The following is a 15,685-nucleotide window of genomic DNA, read 5'->3' as shown; positions in this document are numbered from 1 at the left end:
TCCGCTTCCTTGCTAAAGCAATAGTTGCAGCTGCAACTGAATAGTACTTTTCCGGGATCCGTCTATAGCATCCCAGCCGCTGCCAATACTATCCGTATTCCGATACGATATGCGGTTCCATCGCAGCCAGACAGACATACGCTTTCTGAGCTTCCATTTAAGGCTCATATTATACTGCCAGCCTTCACCGTTGAATTGTTGTACACTATACCCTGCTCCCATTCCGCTCTCCATCGCATATACCGTACTACCGCTGCCGCCTGTACCAAACCAGGTAATACGGGCGGATACATTGAAGGGATAATCAACAAAGCGGTATTGCAGCTCGTGATAACATAACCAGCCCTGTTGTTGCACTCCTGCTTTTGCATAACGGATGAGCTCCAACCTGCTGCGTAGCTTCCATTGCAAGCCTAATGGCATACCTACCTGCCAGCGCCATCCATGTTTAACTACAGGAATAAGTGGCGGTATATAACTGATCTCAGATGAACCGTTCTCTACACCGTTGGTATATTTATAACGAATAAAAACTTCTGTCTGCTTATCCGGTGTATAAGTAAGCGCCATCTGCAATTCCCTTCCTGCGGAAGGCGCATGCACCCTGTATCTCAACCAGGGAAAGGTGAACAGGTCTGCATATCCCTCCCACCTGATGCGCGGCGTTATGCGCAGCGACAAAGCCGTATACCATCCGCTTTCATTCTGCGGGCGTGCATTATTGCCAAAAGCATTGCCATACAAAGAACAGTAAGCACGGCTGTAATGCCGGTATAAAAAAGCCACATCCACACGAGGCGCCAGGCTGGCCAGTATGCCATTCACCGCAGCTATGTTACCATCTGCATCTACAGCCGTTTCTCCGAAACAATGAACTTGTTTCCAATTGCCGCTGTAGTCCACGCTAAGGTTGAAGAAATGATCTCCATCCAACGCAAACAATTGGTAAGGCTTATCTCCCTTTTTGAAAGAAGATGAAAAAAGATGCTGTATAACGTTTAAACCTATACGCCAGTTGCCGTTATCAAATACAATATTACCTCCTGCAGAGATCTGTTGCAGAACACCTTTCTTAGCTGCTTCCGCAGTAGTGCGGTGATAACCGCCTGTTACCATTGCGTTCACATACTCCAGTGAATCTTCGTTGCCTGTGCTGCCATCCAGCTGGCGCAAAGATGCAAAACCTGTTAGCTGCCAACATCCCTGCTGCAGTGTTATACCAGCCCCTCTGCAGAACAGGGATTCCTCTGCAGACACGTAGGGACGTAACACCTCTCCTTCGCGCTTGATCTGCATCACCATGGCGCTTTTACCGAAAGCTGGTGATTGCCAGTGGATGAGGCCTTGTCCCATATTCACCGTGAAATCTCCCACAACCAAGGCTTTGATCTTTTTATAATCCTGCAGAAAAAAATGAGCACTGTAAAAATCAAAGCCTTGTCGTTGCGCACCTTTAAAGAACTGTTCACCTGCATCTTTTTCCATGGTAATACCCCAGCTGGCATAACGCGGAAAGCTATATCGGTAGCGCAGCAGCAGCTGATCCGGTGTGCCTGCATAATGAGGCGATGAAGTATCTGTGCGTTGATAGCCACGTGCAAGTTCCAGCTGACGTTGGTAACGTAACAACAGCACATGCTCACCGTTGTGCAAATAATCGTGCAATGTATACGATGGCTGGAATGCATTCCCAACGCTTACATAAGGCAGCAGGCGATATATCAAAGCCGTATCAAAACCGGGCACCGCCTGCAGTTCATAAATACTGGCCAATGGCCCTAACAAACTGCGATACGTGAGCAGGTTATTGATCTGCAGCGGTGTTAACAATCCCAGTGAGCGCAATGCCGCCGCATCCGCTGTATTCAGTGAAAGCTTTCTGCGGGAGTAGGTATTCAGCTGCTGCCAGTGCGTATCATCTGCTGCGGCATTGACGTTATGCTCCAGCTGTTCTTCTGCAGCTGCTGAAAGAAATGATGAATCCTGCGCGCAGAGCCGGCTTGCAGGCGGCCAGTAAGAGGCCGCCTGTTAATATTACAAGGTGATGTGTCATGGCAATGTTTCGCGTTGCTTTAATTGCCAGACAATAGCCGTAGCGGGCGTGATTCCCAGCTGCGGATGATAATTACCATAAAGATGGATGCGTAATCCTTCCCATGAAAAGCTGGCGCCTGCGCCGCTCAGCTGCGGATCCGCAGACAGCCCTAACTGCAATGATAGCTGAGGCATCACCCGGTATTCACTCATCAGGCGTGTAGTGAAAGCGCGGGCTGTTTCCCTGATCACTTCTACACTTAACAGGAAAGACGATGATACTTCATATCCTGCACCTGCGGTATATACTACGGGAATCTCTTCCCCGCCCGACTTATCCAGCTGCCGGGCCGGCGGGTTAAACACATGAAAGCCTGCATGCAGCTGCGGTGTGATGTGCAGGAGGCATCCCGCTTCAAAAGTAAGCGTAGCTGCGCTACCGTATTGCTGCATGGAAACAGCGAGGTAATCAGCCTGCAGACCGATGCTCACCTTATCGCCCAGTGAACGGCCATAGCCCAGGCCCAGCTTTTGCTGATAGAAGATGGAAGAACCGAAACGTGCAAAGTTCAGCCCGAACGCGCCTGGTGGAACAGGCACTGATAACGCCAACGCGTAAGTGCTGAGCGCCTTTAACATAAAACGGCGCTCCGTATAGGCGCCTGCCGTGAGTGCGGGTAACTGCGCCAGGGCAGCCTGGTTATGCATGGCCGTAAACACATGCTGAAATTGCGAGCTGTAAGCCCCACCTGATGGTAAAGGGCCTGTGGGCAACCAAACAGGCTGGGCATACAACATGGATGCAATAATGGCACAAACAAGGGTTGAAATGATCCTTATCATTATAATGGTTGGTTGGTAACAATATGTCTTTGAGGGAGAAAGCTTGCAACAGAGAGAGGGGGCGAAACTAAGTAAAAAGTAAAAAGGTAAAAATTAAAATCTTGGGGCTTACTTCAGTTTTTCTTTTTTACTTTTTATTTTTCTTTTAGAACAAGCCATACAGCTGGGAATCAATTTTAGAAATGATCTCACCCAGGTCTTCTTCGCTATCGGGGAATTTGTTCTTGTCGATATCTATTACCAGCAGGGGGCCTTCCTTGTATTTCTCTATCCAGTTATTGTAGTATTCGTTCAGTCTTTTCAGGTAGTCCAGCCGGATGTTCTCTTCATATTCCCTGCCGCGTTTCTGGATCTGCGCTACCAGGGTGGGCACAGAGGCATGGAGGTAGATGAGCAGGTCCGGAGGTTTTACCATAGACTTCAGGGTTTCAAAGAAATTGAAATAGTTGTCGAAGTCCCTTTTGGTCATCAGTCCCATTTCATACAGGTTAGGCGCAAAAATGTGCGCATCCTCGTAGATGGTGCGGTCCTGGATAACGGTATCTTTTCCGTTCTGGATCTCCAGCAGCTGTTTTAAACGGCCGTGGAGGAAGTATACCTGGAGGTTGAATGACCAGCGGGGCATATCTTCATAGAAATCGTTCAGGTAGGGATTGTGTTCCACATCTTCAAACTGGGGTACCCATTTGTAATGCTTGGCCAGTAATTCGGTCAGGGTGGTTTTACCCGCACCAATGTTACCCGCAATTGCGATGTGCTTAATCTTGTTCTGTTTTGCCATGCTTTTATTGTGGTAAGTAAAAGTCCTATGCTTCAGTAAGTGCTATACAAAAGGATAATTTACGCAATAAATTGCGTTTTCAAAACCTATTTCTTCACTTACGGCGGTGGTCACCCGTAATACGCGATCCCTATCAACTTTCTTGCTGCTTGCAAAGTTTGTGCCGCACTTGCACGCGCCTTTTCAGCGCCGGTTTTCATGATGCGGTTCAGGTAGGCCTGATCCTCCTGCAGCTCCTTTGCTTTTTCACGGATGGGGGCTATAAAATTAACCATATCTTCTGCCAGCTGCTTTTTCATATCCCCGTAACGGATAGACTGATTTTCATAGTCTTTCCTGAAGCTGTCAGTCACGTCCGGCGAAGATACCTGTTGCATTAACAGGAACAGGTTGGCAATGGTTTCAGGCATGGGGGCGCCCGGCTCGGCAGGGCCGCTGTCTGTTTTGGCCTTCATAACTTTTTTGCGGATCATTTCATCGGTATCGGCCAGGTACAGGGTAGCCATTTCATTTTCACTCTTGCTCATTTTTCCGGTACCGTCCAGGCTGGGGATCCTGATCAGGTTGTCGCCAAAGTTAAAGGCCACCGGTTCGGGGAAAAGCTCGCCGTAACGGGCATTAAAACGCTGGGCAAAGTTGCGCGCCATTTCCAGGTGCTGCTCCTGGTCTTTCCCTACCGGTACTTTTACAGCCCGGTGGATCAGGATATCAGCGCTCATGAGCACCGGGTAAGTCAGCAGCCCGGCATTCACGTTCTGAGGTTGCAGGCGCACCTTATCCTTGAAAGTAGGCACTTTTTCCAGCTCGCCCTTATAGGCCAGCATGTTGAGCAACAGGTACAGCTCGGCAATCTCAGGTACGTCGCTCTGCGCATACAGGGCCACTTTTTCGGGGTCCAGGCCGGAAGCAATGTTCTCTGCCAGTACGCGGAACACATTGCCCCGCAGGTCTTTAGGGTCCGGGTGGGTAGTCAGCGAATGCCAGTCTGCCACAAAAAAGTAGCAGTTAAAATCTTCCTGCATCCGGATGTAATTGCGGATAGCGCCAAAGTAATTGCCTAAATGTAAAAATCCTGTAGAGCGTATGCCGCTTACTACTATTTCTTTTCCTGTTGCCATAATGGGGTGCAAAGATAATAAATCCCCATTTATCCCTAATTTTGAGGAACTGTCATATTTAACAGTAATATTTTAATATCTTTTTATTTAATTTGATCATGGAAGTAAATGACGCATTGGTACAACAGCTGGCAGACCTTGCCAGGCTTGATTTCAGCGAAGCAGAAAAGGCTGGTATCCAGCAGGATCTGCAGCGGATGATCACTTTTGTGGAGAAGCTGAATGAGCTGGATACTACCCATGTTAAGCCCCTGCTGTTCCTGACAGAAAACTATAACGTATTCCGTGAGGATAAGGTCATTCCTTCTGTTACCCGGGAAGCAGCGTTGCAAAACGCCCCTTCTGCCAATGACCAGTATTTTAAAGTGCCGAAAGTTATCAAGAAATAATTCTGTACTATGCGCCCATCCTCAGTCATCCATTTGGAAAACATCCGCAAAAGCTACTTTATCGGCCGTAATGAACTACCGGTATTGAAAGGCATCTCCCTCGACATCTTCAAGAATGAGTATGTGGCCCTGATGGGACCTTCCGGTTCCGGTAAATCCACGCTCATGAATATGCTGGGTTGCCTGGATAGCCCTACCAGCGGAAAATATATCCTGAACGGGCACGATGTGAGCCAGATGGAAGACAACCAGTTAGCGCACGTACGAAATAAGGAAATTGGCTTTGTGTTTCAGCAGTTTAACCTGATGCCCCGCCTTACCGCCCTGGAAAATGTGGCCGTGCCGCTGATCTATGCAGGCATTTCCAAAAAGGACCGGGAGGAGAAAGCAGTGGAAATGCTGAAAAAGGTAGGGTTGGGAGACCGCTATAAACATAAGCCCAACGAGCTGTCGGGTGGACAGTGTCAGCGTGTGGCCATTGCCCGCGCCCTGGTGAACGATCCCTCTATGATCCTGGCCGATGAGCCTACCGGTAACCTGGATACCAAAACCTCCGTAGAGATCATGGAAATATTCGGGGCCATCCATGCTTCCGGTAATACCGTTGTACTGGTTACCCACGAAGAAGACATTGCAGACCATGCCCTGCGCATCGTTCGCTTACGGGACGGCCTCATTGAAACCGACCGTTTGAACGAAAGACACCTGGCGGCAGCGCAGCAGAAAATGTAAAACAGCAACAATGGCATTCAAGATCTACACCAAAACCGGCGATAAGGGTAAAACAGCCCTGATAGGCGGCACCAAAGTGCCTAAAAGCCATATACGTATAGAGGCCTACGGTACTGTGGATGAATTGAATTCTTATATAGGGCTGGTGAATGATCATATCTCCGACGAAACCGCCAATAGCCTGCTGAAAGAGATCCAGGACAGGCTTTTCACCATCGGCTCCTCTCTTGCCTGCGATCCTGAAAAAGAGACGAAAATAAGCATCCCTGACCTTCACCCGGAAGATGTAACACTCCTGGAAACCAGCATGGATAAAATGAACGGAGAATTGCCCGAAATGAAATCGTTTATCTTGCCGGGAGGACATGTGGCAGTATCTACCTGTCATATTGCCCGCTGTGTATGCAGGCGTGCAGAACGTTTATGCGTGGGTATGCAGGAAGAAGGCCTGGCAGTAGAGCCCCTGGTGCTACAATATATAAACCGGCTTAGCGATTACCTGTTTGTACTGGCCCGCTGGATAGGTCACCGGCTGGGAGTGCCGGAGATCACCTGGAAACCAAGAGTTTAAGACCCGCTGATAATTTTCCCATCCTTCATTACCAATTGCCTGTCGCTTAAAGGCGCCAGCTCCTCGTTATGCGTCACTATTATGAACGTCTGGTTCATCTGATCCCGTAACTCCAAAAACAACTGGTGCAGTTCCCTCGCATTCTTCGAATCCAGATTCCCCGTCGGCTCGTCCGCCATCACTATATCCGGGTTATTGATCAGGGCCCGCGCTACCGCTACCCGCTGCTGTTCTCCCCCTGATAACTGGTTCGGCTTATGCCCTGCACGGTCTTTTAATCCCAAAGTTTCCAGCAGTTCCTGGGCCCTTTTCTGCACTTTCGCATTGGGAGTGCCGGCTATATACCCGGGGATACAAACATTCTCAAATGCCGTAAACTCCGGTAATAAGTGGTGAAATTGGAATATAAACCCGATGTGACGGTTCCTGAAATCGGCCAGGGCATTACCTTTCAGTGCAGTAAGATTGGTGTCGCCCAGCCATACCTCCCCTGAAGACGGGGTATCCAGGGTTCCCAACAGGTGCAGCAGGGTACTTTTCCCCGCCCCGGAAGAACCTACGATGGTCACGATCTCCCCCTTGCTAACGGAAACATCTACCCCTTTCAAAACGGGTAAGTTGGAATAATTTTTGGTAAGATTGCGAGCAACTAACATACTCAAAGAAAAGTAATTAACCTTTAAAATAGTAATAGTTGTTTATTTCAAATTAAATAATACTTTTGCGAAAATTTAAAGAAAGTAAAAATTTTAATAACATGTACTGGACATTAGAATTAGCTTCATACCTGGAGGATGCTCCGTGGCCAGCTACGAAAGACGAGCTGATAGATTATGCCATCCGTTCCGGTGCACCAATAGAAGTGATTGAAAATTTACAGGAATTGGAAGATGAGGGTGAAATTTACGAAGGAATAGAGGACATCTGGTCCGACTACCCATCCCAGGATGACTTCTTCTTTAATGAGGATGAATATTAGATAGAGAACCCATTCACCTTGTTGGCCCCTCAGTCGTCCTCCTATCCAACGAAAAAAATTAAGCCGCCCCGCTTGCTGAACGGGACGGCTATTTATTTATTAGTTTTCGGTTACCAGTTGACAGTTGACAGTGATCAACGAAGACTTTCCGCTATAAACACTGATAACTGACAACTAACAACTGACAACTTATTTCTCCATCTGCTCTACCACTGCAGCTGAAACCCCGGTGAAGGAAAAGCCGCCATCATGGAACAGGTTCTGCATTGTTACCATACGGGTAAGATCAGAGAACAGCGTAACAACATAATCAGCGCATTGGTCTGCAGTAGCATTACCCAGCGGGCTCATTTTCTCTGCATAAGAGATAAAGCCGTCAAAGCCTTTCACACCGCTGCCTGCAGTGGTCCGGGTGGGTGACTGAGAAACCGTATTGATACGCACTTTCTTCTTCACACCGTAGTGGTAGCCAAAGCTGCGGGAGATAGATTCCAGCAGGGCCTTTGCATCTGCCATTTCGCTATAGTCAGGGAATACACGCTGTGCTGCGATGTAGGTCAGCGCTATTACAGAGCCCCATTCAGCGATGGCGTCCATCTGGTAAGCGGTTTGCAGTACACGGTGTAATGATATGGCAGAGATATCGAAGGTCTTGTGGTTGAAATCGTAATCCAGGTCTGTATAAGGCCTGCCCTTGCGCACGTTCATGCCCATTGCTACGGAGTGGAACACGAAGTCTATTTGACCGCCAAAATGCTCCATGGATTTAGTGAACAGGTTCTTAATGTCATCCAGGTTAGTAACATCGGCTGGGATCACCGGCGCTTTGCAAGTCTCAGCCAGCTTCTTGATCTCCCCCATACGCAAAGCAATAGGTGCATTGGTAAGCACGATCTCGGCGCCCTCTTCCACACAACGTAAAGCTGTTTTCCAAGCAAGAGACTGCTCGTCCAGCGCTCCGAATATGATACCTTTTTTTCCTTTTAATAAGTTATGAGCCATTAGGTCAAAAATTAATTTCGGCAAAAATAGTATAAATAGTTATTAGTTGTTAGTTGTCTGTTGTCAGGGATTAGCGCGGATTTTCCGCTCCGTTCACTAACAACTGACAACTAACAACTGACGACTTACGACTAATTCATCACCATTTCCCTTGCATTCTCCAGGGCGGCAGCCGTGGGCTTCTCGCCACTCAGCATCTGGGCAATGGCGTTAATGCGTTCTTCCTGTGAGAGCAAACGTACGCCGGTGGTCACTTTCCCGCCTTTGCTTTCTTTATATACAAAGTAATGGGCGTTCGCTTTCCCGGCTATCTGTGGCTGGTGCGTGATACAGATGATCTGGTGAGCGCGGGCCAGGTCCTTGAGGATCACCCCCACCTGCCTGGCTGCTTCGCCAGAAATACCGGTATCAATTTCATCAAAGATGAGGGTTGGCAATGCTACAGACTGCGCTACCAGTGATTTGATGCACAGCATCAAACGGCTCAATTCCCCGCCAGACGCCACCTTTCGTATAGGCGCAAACTGGCCGCTCTTGTTGGCATCGAACAGGAACTCGATGTTATCCTGCCCGTATGCCTGCAGCTGGCCTGCTGCAATATCCACCTTCAAACGGGCATTGGGCATGCCTACCTGCGCCAACAGGGCGTTCACCTGCTTCTCAAAAGGCGCTGCCTGTTGCTTGCGAAGGGCGGTGATAGCGTCGGCCACTTTTTGCAGTGATTGCTGCAAGCTGCCCAATTCCTTTTCCAGCCGGGCGATCTGCTCATCGGTATTCAGCGCGCTTTCCACCCGCGTTGTAAGCTGGGCTTTTATTTCCAGCAAAGCTGCGGTGGACTGCACGGCGTGCTTCTTCATCAGGCGGTAGCCGGTGGTGAGCCTTTCATTCACCTGTTCTATACGGGCGGCGTCGTGCTGTACGCCGTCGTTAATGCGTTCTATTTCGTTTGCGATGTCCTGCAATTCCAGGTAAGAAGATTGCAGCCTTTCCGCCAGGCCAGGCAGCTCTGCCTGGAAGCCGGAGAGCCCCTGCAGGGAAGATTGCAGCTGTCTTAACTGCTGCAGGATAGGCTGTTCATCCTCCTTCAGCTGGAAAACGGCTTTGCTGAGGGTATTCTTGATCTCTTCGGCATGCGACAGGGTTTTCAGCTCTGCATCCAGCAACTCGATCTCATTGTCTGTAAAAGCCGCTTCCTCCAGCTCGTCCAGCAGGAATTTATTATAATCCAGCTCCTTATTGGCGCTGTCGCGCTGGTCCAGCAGCTGTTTCAGGCTGCGTTGCACCTGTGTATAGCGCTGCCATTGCTGCTGGTACTGCTGCAGCTGTTCCGGTTTATTTACCAGGGCGTCTACCACCCTGCGCTGAAAATCACTTTTCTCCAGTTCCAGCGTATCAAACTGCTGGTGGAGGTCTACCAGGTATCCGCTCAGGTCTGCCAGCTGGGAGAGATTCACGGGCGTATCATTCACAAATGCGCGTGATTTACCGGCGGCGCTTATCTCCCGGCGTATGATCAGGCTATCTTCTTCCAGGTCCAGTTCATGCTGTTGGAAAAACTCGGCCACCTGGGCCTTTTTGATCCTGAACATTCCTTCCACCACACACTTACCGGACTTATCGAATAACACTCCCGGATCGGCCCTTTCCCCCAATATCAAAGACAATGCCCCCATGAGGATGGATTTACCGGCGCCTGTTTCACCTGTAATGATGTTCAGGCTGCCGGAGAAATCGATCTCCAGGTGGTCAATGATCGCATAATTCTTAACAGTCAGTTTTTGTAACATATAGGGAGTTTGCGTTACTGGTACGAATTAAAATTAAAAGCCCGAATTTTAAACAAGAAGTTATGCACAATCTGCTGCGCTGATTCCCGGAACATCACATGCACAAAATAAATCCGGGGGAACGAAATGTATTTGCGCACCCCCGGATCAGTATTCCGCCAGCTGGCGGACCAGCATATGATCATCCCCCGTTCACCCTTTGGATCCCCGCCTTGGCGCGTTGATCGAGGGAGTTCTTATAATCATGCCCCTGCATATCCAAACAGGTCTGAAAGCATTGCAGGGCCCTGGCTTTATCGTTGCGTTTCTCGTAAATATATCCCATCTGCAGGGCGGCCCTTGCTGCAAAATATTCCGGGCGATTGGCACCTGCCTTCACGGTGGCGTCGTACATCTGGATGGCCTTATCATCGATCCCCATCTCATCATAGATACGGCCCAGGCGATAGGCGTATTCCAGCCTTTCCTCGATCAGCGCAAAATCAGCTGCTTTCTTGTTCTGCAGCTGTTTCAGCGCTTCGTTAAACAGGCCGCCGTCACTCAGCAAGCGCGCTTTCAGCAGTACCGCATTGGGCCATTTGCCGCTTTTAGCTTCTTTCAGCGCCTGTTTATCTTCATCAATATCGGTGCTGCCGCGACTCAGGATCATGGCCCTGTACTTATTGGCGGCGTCCATATTGCCATGCAGGTAATAGTACCAGCTGAGGCGCTGTAAGGCTTGTTTCAGGTAAAATTTACCCCTGAAATTATTCACGAATTTTTCCAGGTACACATGCGCATCATCATCCATGCGCACCAGCTTTAACATGCCCAGGAGATAGTACTGGTAGACAATATCCTCGTAATGCGCGCTGTCATTCCTTTCGGTCAGTACTTTGATGCCCATCACCGCCTTCTGGTTATTGAGGGCCAGGTTAGCCACCATAATGGCGAACAGGTAGTTATTATGCGTATCCAGGTGATGGCTTTGAATAAACTGCCAGAGCTCATCCGGCTTGTTCTCCATGGTCAGCTTGAGATAGCAATAGTAATAACAGGCTTCGGGCCTGAAAAGCTGTGCCTGCGGCGCATTACTGTCGATGAAATTCTGCAGGTTCTGCATACCGTCCTTAATGCTGCCTTTCATGCCCAGCATATTGCTGACCCATTTATAGCCGTCAGGAATAGTACCGAACACCGTTTGCATAGTGGCCAGCAGCATATTGTTAGGCAGGAACTGCGGGAACTTGCGCTGGTTATCTTTCAGGGTCTGGTAAGCCTTGCGTATCTCCCAGCCTGCATCCCATCTTTCCCCGAATTTTATACGGATCAACGCCCACTGGAACTTAATAGCGGCCTGGGTATACAGGTAATAGGGCGAAGACTCCGGTCCTTCTTCCATCTTTGATAGCCGGCTGCCCCGCAATCCTTTTTTGGCGTTGTACACCGCAGGATCCTCGTTAAAATATAAAGGGAAAAAATCAGCGTAATTATCGAGAAAGTAAGGGATCAGGTTATCAGGATGCTCGCGTTTTTCCGCTTCCAGCAGGGCCTTGCCATCATCAATGCGCAGTTGCATGATGGCCTCATAGGCTTGTTGGCAGCGGGTATTAAAATCATATGCCTTTTGTCGGGCGGAAGCGGAGAAAAAGATACTCAACAAAGTGAGCGTTAAGAAAATACGCATGGCCAAAGGTAGGCAAATTCCGTTCCAAACGTTTTTGCCAGTTGACAGTTATTAGTTGTCAGTTATCAGTTGTCAGTTATCAGTTATTAGTTGTCAGTTATCAGTATAAAAAAAAGCAGCTGTTAGCCAAAATGCTTGACTAACAACTGCTGATTAATTTTTTGAGACTGTCAATAGCTCTCCGTTGCATTCACTGTCAACTGACAACTAACGACTGACAACTGGTTATATCGTTACCGTAGCATCCAGGTCATTGTCTACCACGATACGACCGCAGTGCTCACATACAATGATCTTCTTACGCTGACGGATCTCTGCCTGACGCTGAGGGGGGATCGCATTGAAACAACCGCCGCAGGAATCACGCACGATAGATACCACAGCCAGACCGTTACGGTAGTTCTTGCGGATCTTTTCATATGCAGCCAGTAAGCGGGGCTCTACCTTGGTACGGGCTTCTTCGCTCTGTTTGCGGATGCCTTTCTCTTCCTTGTCGGTTTCGCCGATGATCTTTTCCAGCTCACCTTTCTTGTGCTTCAGGTTAGCTTCTTTATCAACGATGGCTTTCTTAGCTGCTTCCAGTGCCCTGGTCTTGTCCTTTATTTCTTCGTTAGCGTCCTTGATATGCTTTTCCGCCAGCTTAACTTCCAGCGTCTGCATTTCAATTTCCTTGGTGATAGCTTCAAACTCGCGATTGTTCTTTACGTTGTCCTGCTGCTTCTCATACTTCTTTACCAGTGCCTCGGACTCTTTGATCGCTGCCTTTTTGTTGGCAATAAAGTCCTGGATGCCTCTCAGCTCGTCCTCTACGTGAGAAAGACGGGTGTTCAGCCCTTCCACCTCATCTTCCAGGTCTTTTACTTCTATTGGCAACTCTCCTTTCAGTACCTGGATCTCGTCCAGCTTGGAATCGATCTTCTGCAGCTTAAGTACAGACACCAATTTTTCTTCTACGGAGTATTCTTTTACAGTAGCCATATATTGTTTTATAAATAATTTACCGGATTTGTACGAATAGTAGATTTAAGAGGCGCGAAATTACGAAATTTCTCGGTCAAAATATTGTAAAATAAATCAACTGTGAACTGCTCGCTCTCAAAATGTCCCACATCAGCGATAATAAGCTGGTTTTCAGCATCAAAGAACTCATGATACTTGAAATCCGCGGAGATATAGGCATCCGCCCCGGCAGCCATCGCTTTCTTCAGCAGGAAGCTTCCCGCCCCTCCGCAGAGGGCCACCCTTTTTACCGGCTTGCCCCTTAGCGGCGTATAGCGCACACAGCCGGTTTGAAACCGCTCTTTTACCAGCTGCAGGAAAGCCGATTCCTCCATTGGCTGGGCCAGGGTGCCGATAAGGCCTGAGCCTGCCTGCTGGTATGCGTTGTCCAGGCGCACAATATCATAAGCTACTTCTTCGTAAGGATGGCTTTCCAGCAGGGCCTGGATTACCCGTCCCTCCAGGTTCATAGGGAAGATCACCTCCAGCCTGGTTTCCGGCTCTGTATGCCGCTGGCCCTGTTGCCCAACATAGGGGGCCGTTCCCTCTCCTGCCTTAAAAGTGCCGTTGCCTTCCGCATTAAAGCTGCACTCGTTATAGTTGCCGATATGACCCGCCCCGGCGGCAAACAGGGCTGATCTTACCTTTTCCGCATCGGCATGGGGCACAAAGGTATAGAGCTTTTTCAGCAGGTCTTTTTTGGGTACCAGCACGCGGCATTGCTCCAGGCCTAAACGCTGCGCCATCATCCCGCATACCCCGTTCCGCACATTATCAAGATTGGTATGGGCGGCATACACCGCGATATCGTGCTTGATGGCTTTGATAGCCACCCGCTCCACGTAGTTGCTGCCGGTGATCTTTTTAAGCCCCCCGAATACAATGGGATGATGGGCTACCACCAGGTTGCAGTTACGTGCGATCGCCTCATCTATCACTTCTTCCGTAGCATCCAGGGTCAGCAATGCATTTGTCAGCTCCCAGCCCGGATGGCCGAACAGCAGCCCTGCATTGTCATAGCTTTCCTGGTACTGCAGGGGCGCAAATGATTCTATGGCGTTGATGATATCCTTTATCTTCATAGGCGAAAATTAATGGATTTTAAATTATTAATTTGCCGCCATGACGACAGTTACATCATCCAATGAACTTTATTCCCGCTATAAAGAGAAAATGCAGCAGATTGCTGACGTTCGCAATGCAATGGCGGTATTGGGCTGGGACCAGGAAACCTATCTGCCGGAGAAGGGAGCGGCCTTCCGCGGACAACAACTGACCACGCTTTCTACCATCGCGCATGAAATGTTCATCGCTCCTGAACTGGGCCAGATCCTGCAGGAGCTGCACCAGCGTACAGACCTTAGCGCTGTACAACAGAAGAATGTAGCCCTCTCGCTCGAAGACTATGAGAAGAACAAAAAATACCCTTCCAGCTTTGTAGCAGACCTGTCTCAAACCACCAATGCTGCTTACCATGCCTGGATCAGGGCGCGCAAAGCCAACAGCTATGCGGAGTTTGAACCACTGCTGTCAAAAATGGTGCTGTTAAAACAACAGGAAACGCATATACTGGGTTACGAGGGCCATCCCTACAATGCCCTGGTCAATGAATACGAGAAAGGCGCCACCACCACCATGCTGGATACCATCTTTGACGATGTGAAGAAAGCCCTTACCCCGCTGCTGCGCCGGATAGAACAGCGCCCGCAGGTAGAGAAAGATTTCCTGCACAAGCATTATGACCGCAACCAGCAATGGCAGCTGGGCATCGCCCTGCTGAAAGATATGGGATATGACATGGGAGCCGGCCGCCAGGATATTTCCGAACATCCCTTCACCACCAGCTTCAACCCGCAGGATGTAAGGGTTACCACCCGCATCGACGAAAATGATTTCGGCAATATGACCTGGAGCTGCATCCACGAAGGCGGTCATGCGCTGTATGAACAGGGATTGCCCCTGGATGAATACGGATTGCCCTGTGGGGAGGCCGCCAGTTTAGGCATCCACGAATCACAGTCACGACTATGGGAGAACAACGTAGGCCGTAGCCTGGCCTTCTGGCAACATTATTACCCGCAGTTACAGCAAAGCTTTCCCGATAACCTGAAGGATGTACCGCTGGCTGCTTTCTATAAAGGCATCAACCAGGTACAGCCCTCCCTGATACGTACAGAAGCCGATGAGCTAACCTATCATTTCCATGTAATGATACGCTACGAAATCGAGAAAGGCTTGCTGGAAGGCACTTACACTACCAAAGACCTGGACCAGGTATGGAACCGCTATTACCAGGAGTATTTGCACGTTACGCCAAAGCGTGATACCGAAGGCATCCTGCAGGATATCCACTGGTCGCATGGCAGCTTTGGTTATTTCCCGACTTATTCTCTTGGCAGCTTTTATGCAGCCCAGCTTTTTGCGACTGCAAAGCAAAAGTTGCCCGGTCTTACTGAGCAGATAACAACTGGACAGTTTGCCCCGTTATTGCAATGGCTGCGGGAGAACGTACATGCCTACGGCCGTTATTATACTTCCAATGAATTGTGTGAAAAGGTGACCGGTAAAAAGCTGGATTTCCAGTATTTTCTGCAATATGCAGAGGAGAAGTTTGGGGAGATTTATAGCTGAGGGCTATAGTTGTCGATAAAACCCTACTTACATTGCACCTACCTTCCAGGATATAGTAACGATATAGTAACGATAACGTATCGATATAGTAACTCTTTAAGAGATACGTTATCGTTACTGTGTTTACATGAATACAAAGCGAAAAGCGGGTAT

At 49.0% G+C, this 15,685-nt stretch carries 15 protein-coding genes; 5 read left to right on the top strand and 10 right to left on the bottom strand.

Going from position 1 to position 15,685, the window contains the following annotated elements:
- Positions 1-12 precede the first annotated feature (12 nt).
- The 4 genes from ACR9Y8_RS23005 to trpS form a co-directional block, all read right to left on the bottom strand.
- A complete protein-coding gene (locus ACR9Y8_RS23005; RefSeq protein WP_481215600.1) occupies positions 13-1,845 on the bottom strand; it encodes a ComEA family DNA-binding protein in 1,833 nt (610 codons plus the stop codon).
- Between the two features lie 204 nt (positions 1,846-2,049).
- Positions 2,050-2,877 (bottom strand): hypothetical protein, encoded by an 828-nt coding sequence (locus ACR9Y8_RS23000; RefSeq protein ID WP_481215599.1) that lies wholly within the window; start codon positions 2,875-2,877, stop codon positions 2,050-2,052.
- Between the two features lie 145 nt (positions 2,878-3,022).
- Positions 3,023-3,658, bottom strand: a complete 636-nt coding sequence (locus tag ACR9Y8_RS22995; RefSeq protein WP_481215598.1) for a deoxynucleoside kinase — start codon at positions 3,656-3,658, stop codon at positions 3,023-3,025.
- A 110-nt stretch (positions 3,659-3,768) separates the two neighbouring features.
- Entirely contained in the window at positions 3,769-4,776 is a 1,008-nt protein-coding gene (gene trpS / locus ACR9Y8_RS22990; RefSeq protein WP_481215597.1) for a tryptophan--tRNA ligase, read from the bottom strand.
- A 98-nt stretch (positions 4,777-4,874) separates the two neighbouring features.
- Here trpS and gatC point away from each other — a divergent pair, with 98 nt between their 5' ends.
- Genes gatC through ACR9Y8_RS22975 form a run of 3 tightly spaced genes read left to right on the top strand, consistent with a single transcriptional unit; the run spans position 4,875 to position 6,468 of the window.
- Positions 4,875-5,165, top strand: a complete 291-nt coding sequence (gene gatC / locus ACR9Y8_RS22985) for an Asp-tRNA(Asn)/Glu-tRNA(Gln) amidotransferase subunit GatC (protein ID WP_481215596.1) — start codon at positions 4,875-4,877, stop codon at positions 5,163-5,165.
- Between the two features lie 9 nt (positions 5,166-5,174).
- Entirely contained in the window at positions 5,175-5,897 is a 723-nt protein-coding gene (locus tag ACR9Y8_RS22980) for an ABC transporter ATP-binding protein (RefSeq protein WP_481215595.1), read from the top strand.
- A 10-nt stretch (positions 5,898-5,907) separates the two neighbouring features.
- The gene (locus ACR9Y8_RS22975) at positions 5,908-6,468 is read left to right on the top strand and encodes a cob(I)yrinic acid a,c-diamide adenosyltransferase (protein ID WP_481215594.1); all 561 of its coding nucleotides are present in this window, start codon (positions 5,908-5,910) and stop codon (positions 6,466-6,468) included.
- Here ACR9Y8_RS22975 and ACR9Y8_RS22970 read toward each other — a convergent pair.
- Positions 6,465-7,076 (bottom strand): ABC transporter ATP-binding protein, encoded by a 612-nt coding sequence (locus ACR9Y8_RS22970; protein ID WP_481215593.1) that lies wholly within the window; start codon positions 7,074-7,076, stop codon positions 6,465-6,467. The genes ACR9Y8_RS22975 and ACR9Y8_RS22970 overlap by 4 nt on opposite strands.
- Before the next feature lie 149 nt (positions 7,077-7,225).
- Here ACR9Y8_RS22970 and ACR9Y8_RS22965 point away from each other — a divergent pair, with 149 nt between their 5' ends.
- The gene (locus ACR9Y8_RS22965; protein ID WP_012794455.1) at positions 7,226-7,447 is read left to right on the top strand and encodes a DUF2795 domain-containing protein; all 222 of its coding nucleotides are present in this window, start codon (positions 7,226-7,228) and stop codon (positions 7,445-7,447) included.
- A gap of 189 nt (positions 7,448-7,636) precedes the next feature.
- Here ACR9Y8_RS22965 and ACR9Y8_RS22960 read toward each other — a convergent pair whose 3' ends face one another.
- The 5 genes from ACR9Y8_RS22960 to ACR9Y8_RS22940 all read right to left on the bottom strand — a co-directional run bounded on the left by ACR9Y8_RS22960 (position 7,637) and on the right by ACR9Y8_RS22940 (position 13,983).
- Positions 7,637-8,449 carry an enoyl-ACP reductase FabI gene (locus ACR9Y8_RS22960; protein WP_481215592.1) on the bottom strand — a complete coding sequence of 271 codons (813 nt, stop codon included), beginning with the start codon at positions 8,447-8,449 and terminating at the stop codon, positions 7,637-7,639.
- Between the two features lie 131 nt (positions 8,450-8,580).
- A complete protein-coding gene (gene recN / locus ACR9Y8_RS22955) occupies positions 8,581-10,236 on the bottom strand; it encodes a DNA repair protein RecN (RefSeq protein WP_481215591.1) in 1,656 nt (551 codons plus the stop codon).
- A 181-nt stretch (positions 10,237-10,417) separates the two neighbouring features.
- Entirely contained in the window at positions 10,418-11,902 is a 1,485-nt protein-coding gene (locus ACR9Y8_RS22950; protein WP_481215590.1) for a tetratricopeptide repeat protein, read from the bottom strand.
- A gap of 225 nt (positions 11,903-12,127) precedes the next feature.
- Entirely contained in the window at positions 12,128-12,880 is a 753-nt protein-coding gene (locus ACR9Y8_RS22945) for a zinc ribbon domain-containing protein (RefSeq protein WP_481215589.1), read from the bottom strand.
- A gap of 8 nt (positions 12,881-12,888) precedes the next feature.
- Positions 12,889-13,983, bottom strand: a complete 1,095-nt coding sequence (locus ACR9Y8_RS22940; protein WP_481215588.1) for a Nif3-like dinuclear metal center hexameric protein — start codon at positions 13,981-13,983, stop codon at positions 12,889-12,891.
- A 40-nt stretch (positions 13,984-14,023) separates the two neighbouring features.
- On the opposite strand from ACR9Y8_RS22940, the gene ACR9Y8_RS22935 reads away from it, so the two are divergent.
- Positions 14,024-15,532, top strand: a complete 1,509-nt coding sequence (locus tag ACR9Y8_RS22935) for a carboxypeptidase M32 (RefSeq protein WP_481215587.1) — start codon at positions 14,024-14,026, stop codon at positions 15,530-15,532.
- Positions 15,533-15,685: the final 153 nt, after the last annotated feature.

The organism is Chitinophaga sp. SVR4-12A (assembly GCF_056754765.1).
The sequence above is the reverse complement of the archived record's forward strand: the minus strand, read 5'-3'. Positions and strand labels throughout refer to the sequence as shown.